Source organism: Rhizobium sp. PEPV16 (assembly GCF_008919455.1).
GTDB lineage: Bacteria > Pseudomonadota > Alphaproteobacteria > Rhizobiales > Rhizobiaceae > Rhizobium > Rhizobium leguminosarum_Q.
Map to the genome: position 1 here is coordinate 1 of NZ_VSZV01000260.1, position 19,429 is coordinate 19,429.

The 19,429-nt window shown below is 61.8% G+C and carries 21 protein-coding genes; 12 read left to right on the forward strand and 9 right to left on the reverse strand.

The features are described 5' to 3' along the window. Positions 1–1,855, forward strand: a 1,855-nt coding sequence (locus tag FY112_RS10485; RefSeq protein ID WP_151518353.1) for a response regulator, incomplete at its 5' end; no start/stop codon positions are given. Here FY112_RS10485 and mnmD read toward each other — a convergent pair. Beyond that, the gene (gene mnmD / locus FY112_RS10490) at positions 1,849–2,592 is read right to left on the reverse strand and encodes a tRNA (5-methylaminomethyl-2-thiouridine)(34)-methyltransferase MnmD (protein ID WP_131619613.1); all 744 of its coding nucleotides are present in this window, start codon (positions 2,590–2,592) and stop codon (positions 1,849–1,851) included. The genes FY112_RS10485 and mnmD overlap by 7 nt on opposite strands. On the opposite strand from mnmD, the gene FY112_RS10495 reads away from it, so the two are divergent. The 8 genes from FY112_RS10495 (at position 2,591) to FY112_RS10540 (ending at position 8,357) form a co-directional block, all read left to right on the forward strand. Then, entirely contained in the window at positions 2,591–3,769 is a 1,179-nt protein-coding gene (locus FY112_RS10495; RefSeq protein ID WP_151518354.1) for an FAD-binding oxidoreductase, read from the forward strand. The two genes, mnmD and FY112_RS10495, sit on opposite strands and share 2 nt — an antisense overlap. 114 nt (positions 3,770–3,883) lie before the next feature. Continuing rightward, positions 3,884–4,591 (forward strand): DUF1045 domain-containing protein, encoded by a 708-nt coding sequence (locus tag FY112_RS10500; protein ID WP_017961585.1) that lies wholly within the window; start codon positions 3,884–3,886, stop codon positions 4,589–4,591. A 115-nt stretch (positions 4,592–4,706) separates the two neighbouring features. Continuing rightward, positions 4,707–5,630 carry an allantoinase PuuE gene (puuE, locus tag FY112_RS10505; RefSeq protein WP_017961584.1) on the forward strand — a complete coding sequence of 308 codons (924 nt, stop codon included), beginning with the start codon at positions 4,707–4,709 and terminating at the stop codon, positions 5,628–5,630. Then, positions 5,630–6,130 carry a 2-oxo-4-hydroxy-4-carboxy-5-ureidoimidazoline decarboxylase gene (gene uraD, locus FY112_RS10510; protein WP_094088788.1) on the forward strand — a complete coding sequence of 167 codons (501 nt, stop codon included), beginning with the start codon at positions 5,630–5,632 and terminating at the stop codon, positions 6,128–6,130. The genes puuE and uraD overlap by 1 nt, the downstream gene beginning before the upstream one ends. Further along, positions 6,127–6,489, forward strand: a complete 363-nt coding sequence (locus tag FY112_RS10515) for a HepT-like ribonuclease domain-containing protein (protein WP_003541963.1) — start codon at positions 6,127–6,129, stop codon at positions 6,487–6,489. Before uraD ends, FY112_RS10515 begins: the two co-directional genes overlap by 4 nt. Continuing rightward, the gene (locus FY112_RS10520) at positions 6,473–6,994 is read left to right on the forward strand and encodes an ureidoglycolate lyase (protein ID WP_181018197.1); all 522 of its coding nucleotides are present in this window, start codon (positions 6,473–6,475) and stop codon (positions 6,992–6,994) included. Before FY112_RS10515 ends, FY112_RS10520 begins: the two co-directional genes overlap by 17 nt. Further along, entirely contained in the window at positions 6,991–7,347 is a 357-nt protein-coding gene (uraH, locus tag FY112_RS10525; protein WP_003541961.1) for a hydroxyisourate hydrolase, read from the forward strand. The genes FY112_RS10520 and uraH overlap by 4 nt, the downstream gene beginning before the upstream one ends. Before the next feature lie 272 nt (positions 7,348–7,619). Further along, positions 7,620–8,357: a metallophosphoesterase family protein gene (locus tag FY112_RS10540; RefSeq protein ID WP_151518356.1), complete on the forward strand. Its 738-nt coding sequence runs from the start codon at positions 7,620–7,622 to the stop codon at positions 8,355–8,357. A gap of 140 nt (positions 8,358–8,497) precedes the next feature. Here the strand turns inward: FY112_RS10540 and FY112_RS10545 are convergent, their stop codons facing one another. From FY112_RS10545 to FY112_RS10570, 6 genes are all read right to left on the reverse strand, one after another. Next, on the reverse strand, positions 8,498–10,255 hold the full coding sequence (locus FY112_RS10545) for a flotillin domain-containing protein (RefSeq protein ID WP_151518357.1): 1,758 nt from the start codon (positions 10,253–10,255) through the stop codon (positions 8,498–8,500). Beyond that, positions 10,252–10,899: an OB-fold-containig protein gene (locus FY112_RS10550; protein ID WP_017961578.1), complete on the reverse strand. Its 648-nt coding sequence runs from the start codon at positions 10,897–10,899 to the stop codon at positions 10,252–10,254. The genes FY112_RS10545 and FY112_RS10550 overlap by 4 nt, the downstream gene beginning before the upstream one ends. Positions 10,900–10,903: 4 nt before the next feature. Then, on the reverse strand, positions 10,904–12,061 hold the full coding sequence (locus FY112_RS10555) for a PspA/IM30 family protein (RefSeq protein WP_094088786.1): 1,158 nt from the start codon (positions 12,059–12,061) through the stop codon (positions 10,904–10,906). A 130-nt stretch (positions 12,062–12,191) separates the two neighbouring features. Continuing rightward, positions 12,192–13,334, reverse strand: a complete 1,143-nt coding sequence (locus tag FY112_RS10560; RefSeq protein WP_017961576.1) for an alpha-hydroxy acid oxidase — start codon at positions 13,332–13,334, stop codon at positions 12,192–12,194. 123 nt (positions 13,335–13,457) lie between these two features. Beyond that, entirely contained in the window at positions 13,458–14,768 is a 1,311-nt protein-coding gene (gene guaD, locus FY112_RS10565) for a guanine deaminase (protein ID WP_131619616.1), read from the reverse strand. Next, complete coding sequence (locus FY112_RS10570; RefSeq protein WP_017961574.1) at positions 14,765–16,003, reverse strand: urate hydroxylase PuuD; 1,239 nt, start codon at positions 16,001–16,003, stop codon at positions 14,765–14,767. The genes guaD and FY112_RS10570 overlap by 4 nt, the downstream gene beginning before the upstream one ends. Before the next feature lie 126 nt (positions 16,004–16,129). On the opposite strand from FY112_RS10570, the gene FY112_RS10575 reads away from it, so the two are divergent. After that, positions 16,130–16,816, forward strand: a complete 687-nt coding sequence (locus FY112_RS10575; protein WP_131619617.1) for a Type 1 glutamine amidotransferase-like domain-containing protein — start codon at positions 16,130–16,132, stop codon at positions 16,814–16,816. 163 nt (positions 16,817–16,979) lie between these two features. Further along, the gene (locus tag FY112_RS10580; RefSeq protein WP_026158809.1) at positions 16,980–17,312 is read left to right on the forward strand and encodes a hypothetical protein; all 333 of its coding nucleotides are present in this window, start codon (positions 16,980–16,982) and stop codon (positions 17,310–17,312) included. Between the two features lie 87 nt (positions 17,313–17,399). Here FY112_RS10580 and FY112_RS10585 read toward each other — a convergent pair whose 3' ends face one another. Next, complete coding sequence (locus FY112_RS10585) at positions 17,400–18,296, reverse strand: LysR substrate-binding domain-containing protein (protein WP_017961571.1); 897 nt, start codon at positions 18,294–18,296, stop codon at positions 17,400–17,402. 101 nt (positions 18,297–18,397) lie between these two features. On the opposite strand from FY112_RS10585, the gene FY112_RS10590 reads away from it, so the two are divergent. After that, positions 18,398–18,589, forward strand: coding sequence for a hypothetical protein (locus FY112_RS10590; protein ID WP_017961570.1), 192 nt, complete (start codon positions 18,398–18,400; stop codon positions 18,587–18,589). Here the strand turns inward: FY112_RS10590 and xdhC are convergent. Beyond that, positions 18,565–19,380 (reverse strand): xanthine dehydrogenase accessory protein XdhC, encoded by an 816-nt coding sequence (xdhC, locus tag FY112_RS10595; protein ID WP_094088783.1) that lies wholly within the window; start codon positions 19,378–19,380, stop codon positions 18,565–18,567. The genes FY112_RS10590 and xdhC overlap by 25 nt on opposite strands. Between the last annotated feature and the right edge of the window lie 49 nt (positions 19,381–19,429).

Consider the following 19,429-nt stretch of genomic DNA (forward strand, 5'->3'; position numbering starts at 1 on the left):
CGAATTTTGCGCGGCGCGTGGCGATTTCCATGATGCGGCGGCCGAAATCCTGCAGGGCTGGCGCGACAATATCGCGGCCAGGCTGCCGATTTCCACAGTCTTCCATGTCGGCGGCGAGCGCTGGGTGAACATGGATGCGACGGTCAGCAAGGGTCAGCACTGGGTGGCGCTCTTCACCGACGTCACCGAGCTCAAGAGCCGCGAGGAGGAACTGCGCCAGCTGCTGTCGCGCGCCGAAGCCGCCGACCGCGCCAAATCCGAATTCCTCGCCAATATGAGCCATGAGATTCGCACACCGATGAACGGCGTGCTTGGGATGGCGGAACTGCTTGCCAAGACCAACCTCGATACGCGCCAGAAGACCTTCGTCGATATCATCGTCAAGTCGGGCAATGCGCTGCTGACGATCATCAACGATATCCTCGACTTCTCAAAGATCGATGCCGGGCAGATGAAACTGCGTAAAGCCGCCTTCGATATCACCGAAGCGGTGGAGGACGTGGCGACACTCTTGTCCTCGCACGCCGCCGAGAAGAACATCGAGCTCCTGGTGCGGGCCGCACCCGATCTGCCCGCCGCCGTGATCGGCGACGCCGGGCGTTTCCGCCAGATCGTCACCAATCTCGTCGGCAACGCCGTCAAGTTCACCGAGCGCGGACATGTCTTCGTCGATGTCGGCTTCCAGCCGGCTGCCGGCGGCGAGATCATGGCGTGCATCCGCATCGAGGATACCGGCATCGGCATCCCGCCGGAGAAGCTCGAATCGGTCTTTGATAAATTCTCGCAGGTGGACGCCTCGTCGACCCGGCGGCATGAGGGGACCGGCCTTGGTCTTGCGATCACCGCCGGGCTCGTCGACCTTTTCGGCGGTTATCTCAACGTCGAAAGCGAATGGGGAAAGGGTTCCGTCTTCACCATCAACCTGCCGTTTGCGGTGGCGGCTGCCCGCCTTGAGCCGAAGCCGTTGCCGATCAACGTGCAGGGTGCGCGCATCCTCGTCGTCGACGACAATGAGGTGAACCGGCGAATCCTCACCGAACAGCTGTCTCTCTGGGGCTTCGACGGCGTGGCCGCCGAAGGCGGCGGCACCGGACTTGCGATTCTGGAGGCGGCGGCCGGTCTCGGCATTACCGTCGATGCCGTCGTGCTCGACTATCACATGCCCGATATGAACGGCGCCGATGTCGCGCGTCGGCTACGAGCCGATCCCCGCTTCGTCGAACTGCCGATCATCTTCCTGACGTCGATGGATATTTCCGGCACGGAAAAGGAATTCGCGGCGCTGAATGGCCACGCGCATCTGATGAAGCCGGCGCGCGCCAACGTGCTGCGCAACACCGTCGTCGAGGTGGTGCGCGCCAGCCGCGTCAAGCAGGCATCCGAGGCCGAGATTGCCCGGCTGCAGACGGAAGTGGCCGCGCCCGCGCCTGCGCCGCAGAAGCGAGCCGCTGAATTCTTCGACGTGCTCGTTGCCGAGGACAACGAGGTCAACCAGATCGTCTTCACCCAGATCCTGCAAGGCACGGGTCTTTCCTTCCTCGTCGTCGACAATGGCGAGGAAGCAGTCGCCGCCTGGGAGCGGCATGCGCCGCGGATCATCATGATGGACGTCTCAATGCCCGTCATGAACGGCCATCAGGCGACCGGGGCGATCCGCGAACGGGAAAAGGGGCAGGGGCACCGGGTGCCGATCATCGGCGTTACCGCCCATGCGCTCGAAAGCGACCGCGAACTCTGCCTCGATGCCGGCATGGACGACTACATGTCGAAGCCGATCAGCCCCGAACTGCTCGAGGAAAAAATCCGCCAGTGGCTTGGAACAAGTGAGCAGCAGCCAGGGCGCACCAGCTACTGATCTGTACGCTGATCGGGTGACGCCTTGGCGCCGCAGAGCATTTCGCGCTTGCCGGCAAAGCCCTTGCGGCGCTCGACGGCAAAGCCTGCGGCGATGAGGTTGCGGCGCACGAAGCCAGCCGCCGCATAGGTGGCGAAGGTGCCACCGGCTGCGCTTTTCTCGCAGACGAGCCGCATCAGTTGCTCCGACCACATATCGCTGTTGCGCGACGGGGCGAAGCCGTCGAGATACCAGGCGTCGAAACCGGGCGTGGCTGCGGCCACGCCCTCCAAGGCATGGCCGCAGACCACGCTGAGCATCGTCTGGGCATCGAGATCGAGCTCAACGATGCCATCAGGCGCTTGCGGCCACGCCGCCGTCAGCGCCTCGCGTTCGGCATCGATCTCCGGCCAGTGCGACAGCGCCCGGCCGATTTCTTCGCCGCGCATCGGGTGGAGTTCGAAGGAGGTGAAATGCAGGTACTGGCCGTCTGAACGGTGGAGCTTCCATTGCCGCCAGGTTTCGGCGAAGTTCAGGCCGGTGCCGAATCCGAGTTCTCCGATCCGGAATCTCTGCCGCCCGTTCCAGCGCTCCGGCAGGCCGTTGCCGGCGAGAAAAACATGGCCGCATTCCAGCCGCCCGTCGGTCTGGCAATAAAAATGATCGCCAAAGGCTGTCGAATAGGGCATATCGCCGTCGCGCCATTCCAGCGGCTGCGGGGCGCCTGCGCCAATCTGATCGGGGGTCACGTCTGTCATGGAAAAAGCCGATAATCCTGCGCCGGTCTCACGTCAATCGTCCTCGGAATTGCTGATCGTCGGCGGCGGCATCATGGGTCTCTGGGCGGCCGTCCATGCGGATCGCCGGGGCATCCGGACTCTTATCAGTGACGCCGGCAGATTGGGCGAAGGTGCAAGCGGCGGCCTGCTCGGCGCGCTGATGCCGCATATGCCGGACCGGTGGTCGGAGAAGAAGCAGTTTCAGTTCGATGCGCTGGTCTCGCTCGAAACCGAGATCGCCGCGCTCGAAGTCGAGACCGGGCTTTCCGCCGGTTATAACAGGTCTGGACGGGTGATCCCGCTGCCGAAGCCGCATCTCAACACAATAGCGCGCGGCCATTTCGAGGACGCTGAACAGCACTGGCGGGTGGGCGAGCGCCGCTTCCACTGGCATGTGCTCGACAGGCCACCGGTCAACGGCTGGATCGAGGCGTCTGCCGGTGAGAGCGGCTTCGTGCACGATACGCTCGCCGCCCGCGTTGCGCCCCGCTTGCTGATCGCAGCGCTTATCGCCTTCCTGCGGCGGGCGAAACATGTTCGTATCCTGGAGCAAGCGACGGTTGCCGGCCTCGATCCTGATCGCGGCACTGCCGAAATCAACGGCAAAACCATTGCTTTCAGTCGCTGCATCCTGGCCGCCGGCTATCAGTCCTTTCCGTTGTTGCAGGGCCTGACACCGGGACTGAAACAACCGCTCGGCCAGCCGGTCAAGGGGCAGGCGGCACTATTGAAAGCCGATATCGACCCGGCCCTGCCGACGATCTTTCTCGACGGGCTCTATGTCGTCGCGCACGAGGGCGGGCACGCGGCAATCGGCAGCACCAGCGAGAACCGTTTTGACGATCCCAGCTCGACCGACGCCCAGCTCGACGCGCTGATCGAGGCGGCGCGCACCATCGTGCCAACCCTTCGTGATGCCCCCGTTGTCGAGCGCTGGGCTGGGCTTCGTCCGAAGGCGATCGACCGGGATCCGATGATCGGCCGCCATCCCGACCACCGGCGTCTGATCGCGCTCACCGGCGGCTTCAAGGTCAGCTTCGGCCTCGCCCACCGGCTGGCGGAGGCGGCGATATGTATCGCAGGCGATGAGTCTCACGGATTTTTGCTGCCGGAAAGCTTCGCAATTTCAAGCCACATCGCGGCGGCTTCACGTTAAACGTGAATTAGACGCCGCTGCGTTTCGTTATTCTGTCACGCAAATCACCTATCTGCTTGCGCATCGACAGCGCCGGATCTGAACGGCGCTCACTTCCTTGATGGAGGAAATTGCATGCGCTATGCCATTTGCTTCACGCCTCCGGCGAGCGACCCGTTGTCGCTCGTGGCCGCCAATTGGCTTGGCCGAAACGTGTTTTCGGGCGATATGATGGAGCCTCCGGCAGTTCGTGGCCTCGGTATTCACGAGATCGCCTTCCATACCGCCGTGCCGCGGCGCTACGGCTTTCACGGTGTTTTGAAGGCGCCCTTTCATCTGTCCCACGACATGCCCGAATCGCAACTCCTGCGCGATCTTATGCGTTTTTCCGGGACCTTTGTTCCCTTTCAGATTCCGCGTATCGAAGTCGCCCGGCTCGGCAATTTCTACAGCCTGCTGCCGAGCACTCCCTCCGAGCAGATCCAGTATCTCGCCTCGGCGATCGTGCAGGAATTCGATCGTTTTCGCGCACCGCTCAGCGAGGCCGAGATCGAACGCAGCGATCCGGACGGGCTGTCGGCGACGCAATTTTCCAATCTGCATCGCTGGGGCAATCCCTATGTGATGGAGGAGTTCCGCTTCCATATGCCGGTGACGGGCCCCGTCAACGCGATCGACATGCCGCGCATCGAGCCGGTGTTGCGGACGATCTTCGAGCCTGTCCTCTGCGAACCTGTCATGGTTTCCAACATTGCCCTGATGATCGAAGAGGGCACCGGCGGTCCTTTCCGCGTTCATTCGCTGCATCCGATGGGCAAGGTCAGCGCGCGCAAAATCGCTTGAAGGTGCTGATGAGCTAAAGGCTTGTGCCGTAAAGGCAAAATCCGGCGGAGCAGTTTCCGTCTCGACATTCCGGCTGCGGATGCTACCGTTCCCCGTCTTTTCAGAAGGTGATTTGATGGTATCCGAGACTTATCCGCGTAATCTCGTCGGTTACGGGCGTCTGACGCCCGATCCGAAATGGCCGGACGAGGCACGCGTCGCCGTGCAGTTCGTCATCAACTACGAGGAGGGCGGCGAAAGCTCGATCCTCGACGGCGATCCGGCTTCGGAAAACCTGTTGTCGGAAATCGTCGGTGCGGCCGCCTGGCCAGGGCAGCGCAACCTCAACATGGAATCGATCTACGAATATGGTTCGCGTGCCGGCTTCTGGCGGCTCTGGCGGATGTTCACCGATCTCAAGGTGCAGGCAACCGTCTACGGCGTGACACTGGCGATGGCCCGCAACCCCGAGGCCGTCGCTGCAATGAAGGAGGCCGGCTGGGAGATCGCCAGCCACGGTTACCGCTGGCTGGAATACAAGGATTTTCCAGAGGATCTGGAGCGCAAACATATCCTCGAAGCGGTGCGCCTGCACACCGAGCTTACCGGCGAGCGGCCCTATGGCCTCTATCAGGGCAAGCCTTCCGACAATACGCTTCGGCTGGTGCAGGAGGAGGGCGGTTTCCTCTATTCCTCCGATTCCTATGCCGATGACCTGCCCTATTGGGTGAAGGGCGTCGACGGGAAACCCTTCCTGATCATCCCCTATACGCTCGAAACCAACGACATGCGTTTTGCAACGCCGCAGGGCTTCAATGCCGGCGATCAGTTCTTCACCTATCTGAAGGACGCCTTCGACACGCTTTATGAGGAAGGCAAGGCGGGCAGCCCGAAGATGATGTCGGTCGGCTTGCATTGCCGCCTCGTCGGACGTCCCGGCCGGGCGGCAGCGCTGAAGCGCTTCATCGAATATGTGCTGAAGCATGACAAGGTCTGGATTCCGCGCCGCATCGAGATCGCCGAGCATTGGCACAAGCACCATCAGCCGGAAGCGCTCTGATGATGTCGCGCGAGGATTTCGTCTCCCGCTTCGGCGGTGTCTTTGAACATTCGCCTTTCATCGCCGAGCGCGCCTATGACACCGGCCACGTGACGGAGCCGCTGACGGCGACCGGCGTGCATGCGTCGCTAACCGCTGTCTTCCGGGCGGCAAGCCCGCAGGAGCGCCTCGGCGTGCTCAGCGCCCATCCTGACCTTGCCGGGCGCCTCGCGATAGCAGGTGAACTCACTGAAGACAGCCGGAAGGAGCAGTCCGGCGCCGGTCTCGACCGCCTGAGCCCGGCCGAACATGCCCGCTTCACCGAACTCAATTCGGCCTATGTCGAAAAATTCGGCTTTCCCTTCATCATCGCCGTCAGAGGGCTCGGCAAGGACGATATCCTGTCGGCCTTCGAAACACGGATCGGCAATGGCAGGGACGAAGAATTTGCGACCGCGACGGCGCAAGTCGAGCGGATCGCGCTGCTGCGCCTGACGACGATGCTGCCGGAGGCTGAATGAACGAGCGGCGCGCGATCGACTATCTCAATGAGATGTATGAGGCGGCATCCGAAGCGCTGTCTTTCGTCGGTGGAATGGATGGGGCGGCGTTTGCCGGGGACAAGCTCACTTTCAAGGCGGTCACCTTTTGCCACTTCACCATCGGTGCCGCGGCATCCCGTCTGCTCGTGACTCATCCGGAATTTGCGACCGAACATCCCGATCTGCCGTGGACGAAAATCTGCGGCACGGGCAACCGTATCCTCGACGGTGTCTTCGACCTCGATCCTTCCGACATCTGGGAGGCGACGTATCGCACGCTGCCGGAGCTTCTTTCCGCGATCGATGCCATCCGTCACTGGCATGCCGAAGGTGAGTGAGCGATTGCCCCCACATCTCGACATCCGTCCGCTTGCGAGATCCGCCTTTGCTCCCTTCGGCGAGGTGATCGAAGCCGATCCCGCCTCGATGCGGCTCATCAATGGCGGTACGACGGAGCGTTTCCATGCGCTCGCCGCCGCCGAGGCGACGGGCGAGGGTGCGCGCGTCATCATCAACCTCTTTCGTGGCCAGCCGCGCAACTTCCCCTATGAAGTCACCATGATGGAGCGCCATCCTTTCGGCAGCCAGAGTTTCTCGCCGGTCTCGGGCCGTCCTTTTCTCGTCGTCGTCTCCGAGGATGAGAACGGTCGCCCGGGCAGGCCGCAGGTGTTTCTGGCGCGCGGCGACCAGGGCGTGAACTATCGCCGCAACGTCTGGCATCATCCGCTGATGGCGCTCGGCCAAGCCTCAGATTTTCTGGTCGTCGACCGTGACGGGCCGGGCAATAATCTGGAAGAATACTTCTTCGAAACCCCTTATATCATCAAAGAGCCAGCCCCATGACCGGACTGACCACACATGTTCTCGACACCGCTCTCGGCAAGCCGGCCGAGGGCTTGAGGATCGATCTTTTCCAGCTTGACGGCGAGATTCGCAGGCATCTGAAGACGGTGGAGACCAATGCCGACGGCCGGGTTGATGGCGGCCCCATCCTCATCGGCGAAAATTTTCGGGCCGGCACCTATGAGCTTGTCTTCCACGCCGGCGATTATCTGAGGGCCAGCGGCACGCCGCTGCCGCATCCCGCCTTCCTCGATCTGGTGCCGATCCGCTTCGGCATTGCCGACGTCACGGCGCATTACCATGTGCCGTTGCTGATTTCGCCCTACGGCTATTCTACCTACCGAGGGAGCTAGAGCCTTTCCTGGTCAGATTGCAGCATTCTGCCGGAGCAGGTTTTCGTCAGGGCAGAGGCGATTGGCGAAGGGCATACTTCGTGGTACGTCCGAGCCGATCGCCTCTGTGCTGGCGGAAAGATGCCCGGCCCTTCGGGTTGGCTGAAACGGGCCGGCTGATCGACCGGCCGGCTTGGCCGTAGAGCTTGGCTACGACGCGCGCCGGCCGGTCGACCATCCGACTCCGTTTGAGCCAACAGAATGCTTCAATCTAACCAGGAAAGGCTCTAGAAATGCGGTTTGCTGCAATTGCCGACATTCACGGCAACCATCTGGCGCTTGAGGCCGTGCTTGCTGATATTCGTGCGCAGGAGATCGAGGAGATCGTCAATCTCGGAGATTTCTTCAGCGGCCCGCTCGATGCCGGCAAGACGGCAGACTTGCTGATGCCGCTTAGCCTGACGTCGGTCCGCGGCAATCACGACCGCTATCTGATCGAGCAGGATCCGGCGGCAATGCATGCTTCGGATGCGGTCGCCTACGGTCAATTGTCGTCGTCTCATCTTAGTTGGATCCGAAACCTGCCGTTCGATATCGTCTATCGCGGCGAGGTCTATCTCTGCCACGCGACGCCGAAGGACGACAATCTCTACTGGCTGGAATCGGTCTCGCCGGAGGGCTTCGTCTTCCTGAAGCCGATCGAGGCGATCGAGGCATTGGCCGAAGGCGTCGACCTGCCGCTGATCCTCTGCGGCCACAGCCACATTCCCCGCGCTGTGCGCCTCTCCGATGGCCGCCTGATCGTCAATCCCGGCAGCGTCGGCTGCCCGGCCTATAACGACAAACTGCCTTATTACCACAAGGTGGAGGCCGGCCATCCGCTGGCGAGTTATGCCGTTCTGGAAAAGGCGGCGGGCGGATGGACATGGCAGTTCCGAACCGTCGCCTATGACCATATGGCGATGTCGGCACTGGCCGCCGAAAGGGGCCGTGCCGACTGGGCAGGCGCGCTGGCAGCGGGTTGGGTGTGAGATAGAGCATGATGCCGAAAAGTGTATGTGTTTTTCGGGCGACATCATGCTCTAACTACTTAATTTAGAACAGGATTTAGATTTTAGGCCGAACCGACCTAAAATCATCCTGTTCTAGTCCAGACCCGCTTGCGCGGCGATCAGTCCTTCTTGGGTGCCGGCTTCGGCGCCGGAGGGATGATCGTTTGTGTCGGGGCTGCGGCCGGTATTGCCGGCTTTGCCGGGGCTGCGGCGGTCGCCGCCGGTCTTGCCGGTTTTGCGCCATCGAGATTTCCAAGAAGGGATGAGATGGCATCGTCGCCGTCGAAGCCGGCTTCCTTCAGCAATTTGTCGAGGATCGGTTTGTTGGCCTGGTAGGAGAGGAGCTGGCTGGCCAGTCCTTCACCGAGCCCGATGCCGTTTCCGCCGCCCGCTCCGTTTCCACGGCCAAGCATGCCGCCGGTGTCGAATATCCTGATATCCGAGATCTTCTCGATCGGCTTGACCGCTTCGGCGAGCGCCTGCGGAATGATGCGGATCCGTTCGCGAGTGATCTCGAACTCGATGATAGCAGAGCTCAACTTGTTGCGAGCGTCGTTGAGCAATGCCTCGCTCTCGGCCGCGGCCTTGCCGGTTTCGAGAATGCCCTTGGCCTTGATGATCGCCGCATCCGCCTCGGCGGTCGCGAGCGTCTTGATGGCCTCGGCCTGGTCGCTTGCCGCCTGTTTTTCGGCTTCGGCGCCGACGGTGACGGCAGTCGCTTCCGTCTCGGCTTTCTTGCGTGCGTCGATGACGGCAATCTGCTTTTCGCGTTCGGCAATCTCGATCGCCTTGGCGGTGCCGACCTTTTCTTCTGCCGCTATCGCCAGCGCGCGGGCCGTTTCCGCAGCCGCCTTCGCCTCGGATTCTTCACGGCTCTTGTTGGCAACGGCGATGGCGCTTTCCTGTGCCACGATCTGGAGGTCACGCTTGGCTTCGGTTTCGCGTTGCTGGACGGCGCGGGCGGCGTCGATGTTGGCGCTTTCGCGAGCCTGCTTGGCAGATGCCTCACGTTCGGCGATCGCCTGTTCGGAAGCGATGCGGGCTTCCTCCTCGGCGCGTTTTGCGGCCTGCTCCTGCTGCGCGGTTTCGGCGCGTGTCGCCGCGGATTTGTTGGCGATGTCCCGTTCCTGGCTGAGTTCGGCTTCCCGCTTGGTCCGCTCGATGGTCAGCGATTGCTGGCGGGCCTCGAGATCTTTCTGGGCGATGGCGACTTCGGTGTCGCGGACGATCTCGTTTCGCTCTTTCTTGCGTCCCTCGGTGATGCGGGTCAATGCCGCTAGGCCCTGCGCGTCGAAGAAGTTGTTGGCGTTGAAATGCTTGATATCGGTCTGGTCGAGGCGTGTCAGCGACACGGATTCGAGTTCGAGGCCGTTCGACTGGAGATCGGCGCCGACAGCCTCCTGCACGGCCTTGACGAAATCCATGCGCTGTTCCTGCAGCGCGTCGAGGTTCATCGTGGCGGCCACCGAGCGAAGGCCGTCGACGAATTTCGCCTCGATCAGGATGCGGAGAGCCTCGGCGTCGTTGGTGCGGTTGCCGAGCGTCTGAGCTGCAAGCGCAATCGAGGAGGCATCGGGTTTCACGCGCACATAGAATTCGGCGCCGATGTCGACGCGCATGCGGTCCTTGGTGATCAGTGCATCGCCTTCGCCGCGGCGAACCTCAAGCCGCAGTGTCTTCAGGTTAACCCGGGCGGTCGAGTGGAAGATCGGCAGGACGACCGAACCGCCGTCGAGCACGACCTTCTGGCCGCCGAGACCGGTGCGCACATAGGCCTCATCGCGGCTGGAGCGCGTGTAAAGAGAGGCGAGGACAAAACCGATGCCGAAGATCAGAACAATCCCAATGCCGGCTGGTAGTATAACGTCGTACATCATTGCTGCTCCCTCAAAGATTGATTGTCCGAACCGGTGGGGTCGACCGGCGCGGGAATGGCGATAAACACATTTGCCTTGTGATCGACGAGAAGAACCGAAGCGCCGATCGCGAGCGGACCTTCGCCCTTGGCGGCTCGGGCTCGAAGCACATGCCAGTTTCCATGCTGATCCTTGACGCGGACGCGGCCCGGCAATCCCTGATCGAGCGGGCCGATCGAGACCTCGGCTGTCCGGCCGAGCAAGGCGTCGAGATCGACCGCATAGGTTTCGTCGTGCGGTACGATCCGCGCCACGGTTCTGCTCGATGCCCTGACCATGGGGATAGTTGCGAGCGCGGCAGGTATGACGGCTATCAAGCTTGGCAGCGGCGCCCAGAAGGCATTGGCGACCGCCTGCAACGCAAAGCCCGTCATCGCGAAGAAGCCGAGCGTCAGCATCATGAGGATCAGCAGCGGAACACCGCCGAGATTGAGCCAGGAAAGGTAAGCCAGGATGCCGTCATGGCCATGAACCTCCGGCTTTCCCAGAAATTCCGTCATCGAAAAACCCATGACCATCGCGAGCATCTCAATCGCGGTCAGGCCGACAAGGATCGCTGCGGCGATGGCAAAGGGCGCACATTCAGGGGAGAAAAGGAGTGCCATCGCGTTATCGGTTATCCGCCTTGAAGCGTGCGAGCCGGGCTTCGATTGCCTGTTCGCGGTGCAGTCGGTCGAGTTCGTCCAATTCGGAACTGTGGCCATGCTCGCCAGCGGGAACTCCGGTCAGCCGCGAGACGGCTGCGGCTGCGCGGGCAGCATCTGCACCCGGTGCGGGCTGGCTGTGACCGGTCGCTGCCTGTTCGGGATGCCGGGCGATGCTGCGCTTGAAATCGGCAAGGCGAGCGTCCGCCTCGCGGCGCGTGGCGAGCACGGCCTGCAAGGCTTTCTGGCCTTCGTCCACCTGTTCCCTGGCATCGGCCAGCGCCTTATCGAGCGCTGCGATCTGGGATTCGAGATCGATCTGGCGGGCAACGCCGGCCTTTGCCAGGTCATCCCGCCCGGAGGAGACAGCGAGGCGGATCTTCTGGTCGAGCGCGTTCAGGTCTTCGACAATTTCGTCCCTGCGGCTCTGGATGCGATATTCCTCGGCGCGCGCCTTGCCGAGATCGGTGCGGGCCTCATCCGCCGCCGCGTCGATCTCGCGGATCGCCTGTTCGATGACGGCGATCTTGTTGACCCCTTCCGCCTTGTCGATGGCCGCATTCGCGATGCCCGCGATCAGACGGCCCATACGTGAGAGAATGCCTTCGTTCGTCATGTTTTCCTCCATCCGAGCGGAATTCGGCGTAACGCCGATGTGAATCTCGTAACGGTCCTGGCCCGCAACGAGGTAGGCCGGAAAAATACTCTCCCATCCCCGTGAATAACCCGCGACATCGAAGGGCACGGCAACGCGTCCGTGCACCGTGGCGATCGTCAGGTCCGAGGGGCCTTTAATGGCGAAGAGCTTGTCATCGAGCGGCAGATGCGGCGGATCGGCGGTCACGCCGCGATTGGCGGCGAAATCGCGAAGGCCGAGCGTGACCAGCCTTGCCGGCAAGCCCGTCTGCTCGCGAACGGTTTCATAGGCAAGGTCATGCAGCACGACGAGATTGGCGCCCGTCCTGTCGGAGACGAGGCCGGTCAGGATTTCGATCATCCTGAGATAGGCGGCAATGGTGTCGTCCAGCGCCTGCCGGGCACTGTCGTCAGGCGCCAGCGTGTAGCGCAGCAGCGATGGATGCGGTGTCTTGCCTGTGGTAGCCATAGGCAAAACATAAAGCACCGCTTTTGTGCTTTCAAGACGCGGCGCTAAAAATACAACCTAGTCTTAACGCGCAGTTAGAAAGACCGAGGGCAGCGTCCAGTATCGAGATATTTAGAGAGCCGTTGCTGCGTCCGTCGCTGGTGGCAGGTCACTGCCGCCCGTCGATGATCGACGAATTCACGTCGTTGATGTCGCGCTTGCCGCAGAGCGCCATGGTGATGTCCATCTCCTTGCGGATGATGCCGAGCGCCAGCGATACGCCTTCCTTGCCCATGGCGCCGAGGCCGTAGAGGAAGGGGCGACCAATATAGGTGCCCTTGGCGCCGAGCGCCACGGCCTTCAGCACGTCCTGGCCGGAGCGGATGCCGCCGTCGAGATGGACCTCGATACGGTCGCTGACGGCGTCGACGATCTTCGGCAGCATGCTGATCGATGAGGGGGCGCCGTCAAGCTGACGCCCGCCATGATTGGAGACGACAATCGCGTCGGCGCCGGTGTCGGCGGCCGCCTTCGCATCCTCCGGATCGAGTATGCCCTTGATGATCAGCGGGCCGCCCCATTGTTCCTTGATCCAGGCGACATCCGCCCAGGAAAGCCGCGGATCGAACTGCTCATGTGTCCACGCGGCCAGCGAAGCGATACTGGTGACATTTTTCGCATGGCCAACGATATTGCCGAAGTTGCGCCGCTTGGTCTGCAGCATGTCCAGGCACCAGAAAGGCCGGGTCGCCATCTGCCAGACATGTTTCGGGGTGAATTTCGGCGGCGCCGACAGGCCGTTGCGCAGGTCCTTATGCCGCTGGCCGAGGATCTGCAGATCGGCAGTCAACACCAGCGCCGAACATTTGGCCGCCTTGGCGCGGTTGATGAGGTTGAGGACAAAATCCTTGTCCCTCATCACATAGAGCTGGAACCAGAAAGGGCGCGTCGTCACCGAAGCGACGTCCTCGATCGAGCAGATGCTCATCGTCGAGAGTGTGAAGGGAACGCCGAACTCCTCGGCGGCGCGTGCCGCCAGCATCTCGCCATCGGCATGCTGCATACCGGTCAGGCCGGTTGGCGCCAGCGCCACGGGCATCGACACTTTCTGGCCGATCATCGTCGTTGCCAGCGTGCGGTTGGTCATGTCGACCATCACCCGCTGGCGCAGCTTGATCTGGCTGAAATCGCTCTCGTTGGCTGCATAGGTCGACTCCGTCCAGGCGCCCGAATCCGCATAGTCGAAAAACATCTTCGGCACACGGCGCCGTGCCAGCTTTTTCAGGTCGGCGATGGTGAGCGGAGTGGCCATGAATTGAACCTTCACATCTGAATGCGGCCATCGGCCATAACATGAATTTCGCAGGAGCGTTACGGGAAATTGGGGCCGCGCCGGGCTGCCTTCACGGTCTGAATCCGAGAGTAACAGGGCGTGTCAGCAAAGCTGCGCCTTTAACGCAACACCGGCCACATAGGTCTCGGCGATCGCCCGGTCGTCGCCCATCGTCTGCAGCAGGAAAAGCTCCTCGGGCAACGTCTTCACGACTTCCATCTTCAGCGCCATGGCGGGTGTCGCCGTTGCATCGAGAACGACGAGATCGGCCTCGGTGCCGGGTTCCAGCGTACCGATCCGGTCTGCCAGCGATAGGGCCTCGGCATTGCCGCGCGTCATCAGGTAATAGCTTTCCAGCGGGTTCAGCCGTTCGCCGAGCAACTGCTGGATCTTGTAGGCCTCGTCCATCGTCCGCAGCATCGAATAGCTGGAGCCGCCGCCGATATCGGTCGCCACGCCGATACGGACCGGCTTTTCCCGCCGCGCCAGTGCCTTCAGCGGAAACAGGCCTGAGCCGAGGAAGAGGTTCGAGGTCGGGCAGTGGACGGCGACGGCGCCCGTCTCGCTCATGACGTCGGCCTCGCGCTCGGACAGGTGGATGGCGTGGCCGAAGAGGCTTTTCGGACCGAGCAGGCCGTAGTGGGCGTAGATGTCGGTATAGTCGAGCGCGTCGGGATAGAGCTCGCAGGTGAATTTGATCTCGTCGTGGTTTTCCGAAAGATGCGTCTGGATGTGCAGGTCGGGAAATTCACGGGCAAGGGCTGATGTCGCTTCCATCTGCGCCGGTGTCGAGGTGATGGCGAAGCGCGGGGTGATGGCGACGTGGTTGCGGCCCTTGCCGTGCCAGTCCGATATCACCTGGCGGGTCTCGTCATAGCCCATCTCGGGCGTGTCGAGCAGGCCCTGCGGGGCATTGCGGTCCATCATCACCTTGCCGCCGACCATGCGCATATTGCGCCTCATCGCCTCGGCGAAGAAGGCGTCGGCCGAGGTCTTGTGCACGGAGCAATAGGCGACCGCCGTCGTCGTGCCGTGGCGGATCAACTCGTCGTAGAAATGCGTGGCGATCCTTTCTGCATGCGCGCTTTCGACGAAACGGCATTCCTCGGGAAAGGTATAGGTATTCAGCCATTCGAGCAGGTTGGCGGCGTAGGAGGCAATCACCTGCATCTGCGGAAAATGCAGGTGCATATCGATGAAGCCCGGCATGATCAGATGCGGGCGGTGGTCGATCTCGGCCGTGTCCGCGGCTGCTTTTGCCTTGACGTCGGTATAGGGGCCGATTGCCGTGATCAGCCCATCTTCGACCAGCAGGCCGCCATCCTCTTCGTAAAGATAGCTTTGCCTGTCGGCGAGGCTTAGCGGCGCGCGATGGAAGGAAAGCAGGCGGCCGCGCAGGAGTGTCGTCGTCATTGTTTCTTGCCTTCGACTGCGCTCTCGAACCAGGCGACCAGCAGCTTGCGTTCGTCCGGCGTGATGTCGGTGATGTTGCCGGGCGGCATGGCATGGCTGCGGCCCGCCTGTATATAGATCTCGCGGGCGTGGGCGGCGATTTCCGCGTCGTTTTCGAGCATCACGCCATTGGGCGGCCGCACGATACCCTCATAGACCGGCTCGGCCGCGTGGCACATGGAACAGCGCGTCGAGACCAGTTGCTTGACGGCAGGGAAATGCGGATCGCCGGCGAATTGCTGGAAGGCGGGCGCGACCGCCGCCGCATCGGTTTCGCCCGTCAGCAGCTTCGGCACGGTCGAAAGCCACATGATCAGGATGAAGAGAATGACGGTGACGATCCAGGTCCAGGTCGGCCGGCCCTTCCTGGCATGCGTCGTGTTGAACCAGTGGCGGATGGTGACGCCCATCAGGAAGACCAGAGCCGCGATCACCCAGTTGAACTGCGTACCGAAAGACAGCGGATAATGGTTCGACAGCATGAAGAAGATGACGGGCAGTGTCAGGTAGTTGTTGTGCAGCGAACGCTGCTTGGCGACCTGCCCGTATTTGGGATCGGGAACCCGTCCAGCGATGAGGTCGGCGACGACGATCTTCTGGTTCGGAATGATGATCATGAAGACGTTGGCCGACATGATCGTCGCGGTGAAGGCGCCGAGATGAAGGAAGGCGGCGCGGCCGGTGAAAAGCTGCGTATAGCCCCAGGCCATGAAGACGAGCACGATATAGAGCACCGCCATCAGTCCCCAGGTGTTCCGCCCAAGCGGCGACTTGCAGAGCAGATCGTAGACGACCCAGCCGACGCCGAGCGATGCCAGCGAGATCAGGATCGCAGTCGGTGGGCTGATGTCGAGCACATGCCGGTCGATCAGGAAGAGATCGGCGCCGCCGTAATAGACGATGCATAGCATCAGGAAGCCGGATATCCAGGTGAAATAGCTCTCATATTTGAACCAGGTCAGGTGCTCCGGCATCTGGGCGGGCGCCACCAGATATTTCTGGATATGATAGAAGCCGCCGCCATGGACCTGCCATTCCTCGCCATAGGCGCCGGGTGGCAGATGTGGGCGTTTCACCAGTCCGAGATCGAGCGCGATGAAATAGAAGGATGATCCGATCCAGGCGATCGCGGTAATAACATGGAACCAACGCGCCGCGAAGGCGAGCCATTCCCATGCTATGGCATATTCATACATCGAGTTCCCCTATCTTCCTCCGACTCGTGACATTGCGGAAATTTTGGCGGGGAGGGAAGAGGAGATTGAAAGACTGCACATGCGCACTGATTTCTGCAACGGTGGCAAGGCCGAAGGAGCAATGGAATGATTACCGCGCTCTACAGCGATCAGTTCATCGCCGAAAACGCGCGGATGGACCGGCGGCTTGCCGCGCTCATTCTGTCGCGCGGTAACCGCATCGGCTATATCGCCTCCGGTCCGGAGCCGCAGCGGGAGTTTTTCAACGAGAAACGGCGGTATTATCGCAGCTACGGGCTTTCCCTCGATCTCTTCTTCGATCTCGACGTGCTTTCCGGTGACGAAGAGATCGGCCGGCTGTTTTCCTGTAGCGCCATTCATCTCACCGGCGGCCACACCGGCGATTTTCTGAGACGGCTGCGCCAAAGCGGAATGCTGGAGAAGCTACGCGCATGGGCGCGTGATGACGGCATCGTCGTCGGAACCAGTGCCGGGGCGATTTTGATGACGCCGACAATCGCCGTCGACGCGCTCTTTTCCGGCAGTTCCCCCGATGCGGTGCGTGATGGCGCGGCTCTCGGTCTGGTACCCTTCGAGTTCTTTCCGCATCTGAACGATGATCCCGGCTATCTCTCCGCGCTGCTTCGCTACAGCGAGACGACGGTAACCCCTATTCTCGCATGCCGGGACGGCGAAGGTCTCATCCTCGGCAAAGGGCTCGTTGAGATCTTCGGCGCTCCGCTGATGATTTCCGGCGGTTTTGCCGAAGCTTCCGATGGCGACCGCATCGCCGATCTGCTGTCGCGTGCCTAAAAGCTGCCGAGAAGGCTGTGCATTATCTCTGCCTTATGCTTGATCTGCTAATTCAGCAGACCTTGAACTGCGACGACTCGATTACAGTTATTTTGCAGGCCGCCGGAATAAAATAAGAACCGTTAGATCATCGGCGGCGCATTCATCGACGGAGAAGATGCCCATGCGCAGCATTCTGACGTGTGTGATGATTGCGTATGCGTCGTTGGCGATGGCTCACGACGCACCCTCGGGGTGGAGTTATGACCCCTATTGTTGCAACGGCAACAGTCATAATGGCGATTGCCAAATGATCCCTTCGAAAAGCGTGACGGTGACGCCAGGCGGATATCGAGTGACGCTGATGCCGGGCGACCACCGGCTGGTCACGCATGCTCATGTCTTCCTGCTGCCGATGACGAAGGCGATGCAATCCGGCGATAACGACTATCATCTCTGTCTGTTCCCGAACGAGGATACGCCGCGCTGTTTCTATGCGCCGGAAATGGGATTTTGAAGCCGAGCCAAAGGACCGGACCCGGCTCACGAACCGGGTCCGACATGTCGTTGTCCGAAAATGGCTGCACATTTTAGGTGACATGCATCAATTTCCGGCTGCCTTCATCTCTTCGAGGATCCAGTTGCGGAAGGCCTTGATCTTGGGCACGTTGCGACGGTTTTCCGGGTAGACGAGCCAGTAAGCCTTTCCGTCGCTGCGGGTCAGTTCGAAGGGTTGATAGAGCCGGCCGAGCGCTATCTCGGCCGCATAGAAGGCCGGATGAAGGATGGCGACGCCATGGCCGGCGATCGCGGCATCGGCTTCCACTGCCTGAGAGCCAAGCTGGTTGCGCGGGCGCCGATCGAGATCCGTCTCCGTGACGCCGGCAGCCTCGAACCATTGTTTCCACCAGATGTCGCCGGCGTCGAAGAGATCGAAGTTCAGGAGATCGCGCGGCTCCCTGATGCCGCCTGCCGCCTCCGCCAGTTTGGGGCTCAGCATCGGCGTGAATTCCAGGCCCATCAGCCGGTGCAGCGCCAGCCCCGGCCAGTTGCCGTCGCCCCAGCGGATGCCGACATCGATCTGCTCACGGGCGAAGTCGATGATATCCGAACTCGCCTGAAAGCGCACCGCGATGGCCGGATGTTTCAAGTGGAAGGAGCCAAGGCGCGGCGCCAGCCACTTCGAGGCGAAGGTATGGGTCGAACTGATGGCGAGCGTGCCTTCGACGCTGTCGCGCGCCGTCGCCATCGCGTCGTGCAGCACGGCGAAAGCTTCGGTTACCTTCGGCGCCAGCCGCTCGCCGGTGTCTGTCAGTGCGATCTGGCGGGGGCGGCGCAGGAAGAGCGGCTCGCCAACATTCTCCTCCAGCAGCTTGATCTGGTAGCTGACGGCGGTCTGCGTCATGCCGAGCTCATCGCCCGCCTTGGTGAAACTTCCGAGCCGAGCAGCGGCCTCGAAGACGCGCAACGCATTCAGCGGGAATTGTTTCGACAGTTTCATGGATAAGTTCTCTTGATGCAGGCAGACGGTCGTTCGATTGGAATTGCAGCATTTTTTGCCGCAAACTGCAACTCATACCATCAAACCATCGAGGTGATGTCATGGATTGCTATGCTATCGAACAGAACCCACCGCAGCCGACCATCGGAATTTTCCGGCGCATCGGCGGCCGGCTGGCGCGGATCTGGCGGATGCCCAGCCTTGATCTCGATACGGCGCCCGATCGCGTCAAGCGCGATCTCGGTTTCCTCGACGGGCGCGATCCCTATTACGAAGACGAGCGCATGCGGTAGGCGACAAGCGCCGTCAGGATCTCGGCGGCGGTCATGGCGGCAATCACCTCCGGGCGCTTGTCTCTGACCGCCGCGCCGCCGATCGGCAGCGTCAGCCGCTCCATCCAGCCGCGCTCGCCGCCGCCTTCGCGGGAAAGCCAACTGGCGAAGGTGGCGCGCTTGGTCGCAGAGCCGATCATACCGGCATAGGCGAGATCCGTTCTTTCAAGCGCTTCACGGGCGATGAGGAAATCCAGCGCGTGATCGTGCGTCAGGATGACGACCGCGCCGCCAGCCGGAATATCCTTCACCAGCGCTTCGGGCATCGGCATGAGCCGCGTCTTCGTCTCGGGAGGCAGGTTGGCAAGTTCCTCCTGCCGCGTCTCGACGACCGTCACCGACAGCGGCAGCGGCGCAAGGGCCGTTGCCAGCGCCCGGCCGACATGGCCGGCGCCGAAGAGATAGACCTCCGGCAGGCGCTCGATCTCACTGGTTAGCCTGGCCTCGATTTCTTCGGCAACCGTCCGCGTCACCCGGCGAAACCGCAATTGCGTGCGTCCGCCGCAGCACTGACCGATGTCAGGCCCGAGCGGGATATCCATCTCCGGCATCCCACCGGTTCCCGTGAGCATGTCCCGCGCATTCGCGATCGCCATGAACTCGAACTGCCCGCCGCCGATCGTTCCCCACAATGCGGTTTGCGATACCAGCATGAAGGTCCCGGCCTCGCGTGGGGTCGAGCCCTGCGTGCCGGTGATATCGACGAGGATGCAGTCCGGATGGGCGGCAAGGAAGCGGCGAATGTCGGTCATCGGTGGATGGCCGATGGGTTGGTGGGTGTGTCACCCCCCTCTGTCCTGC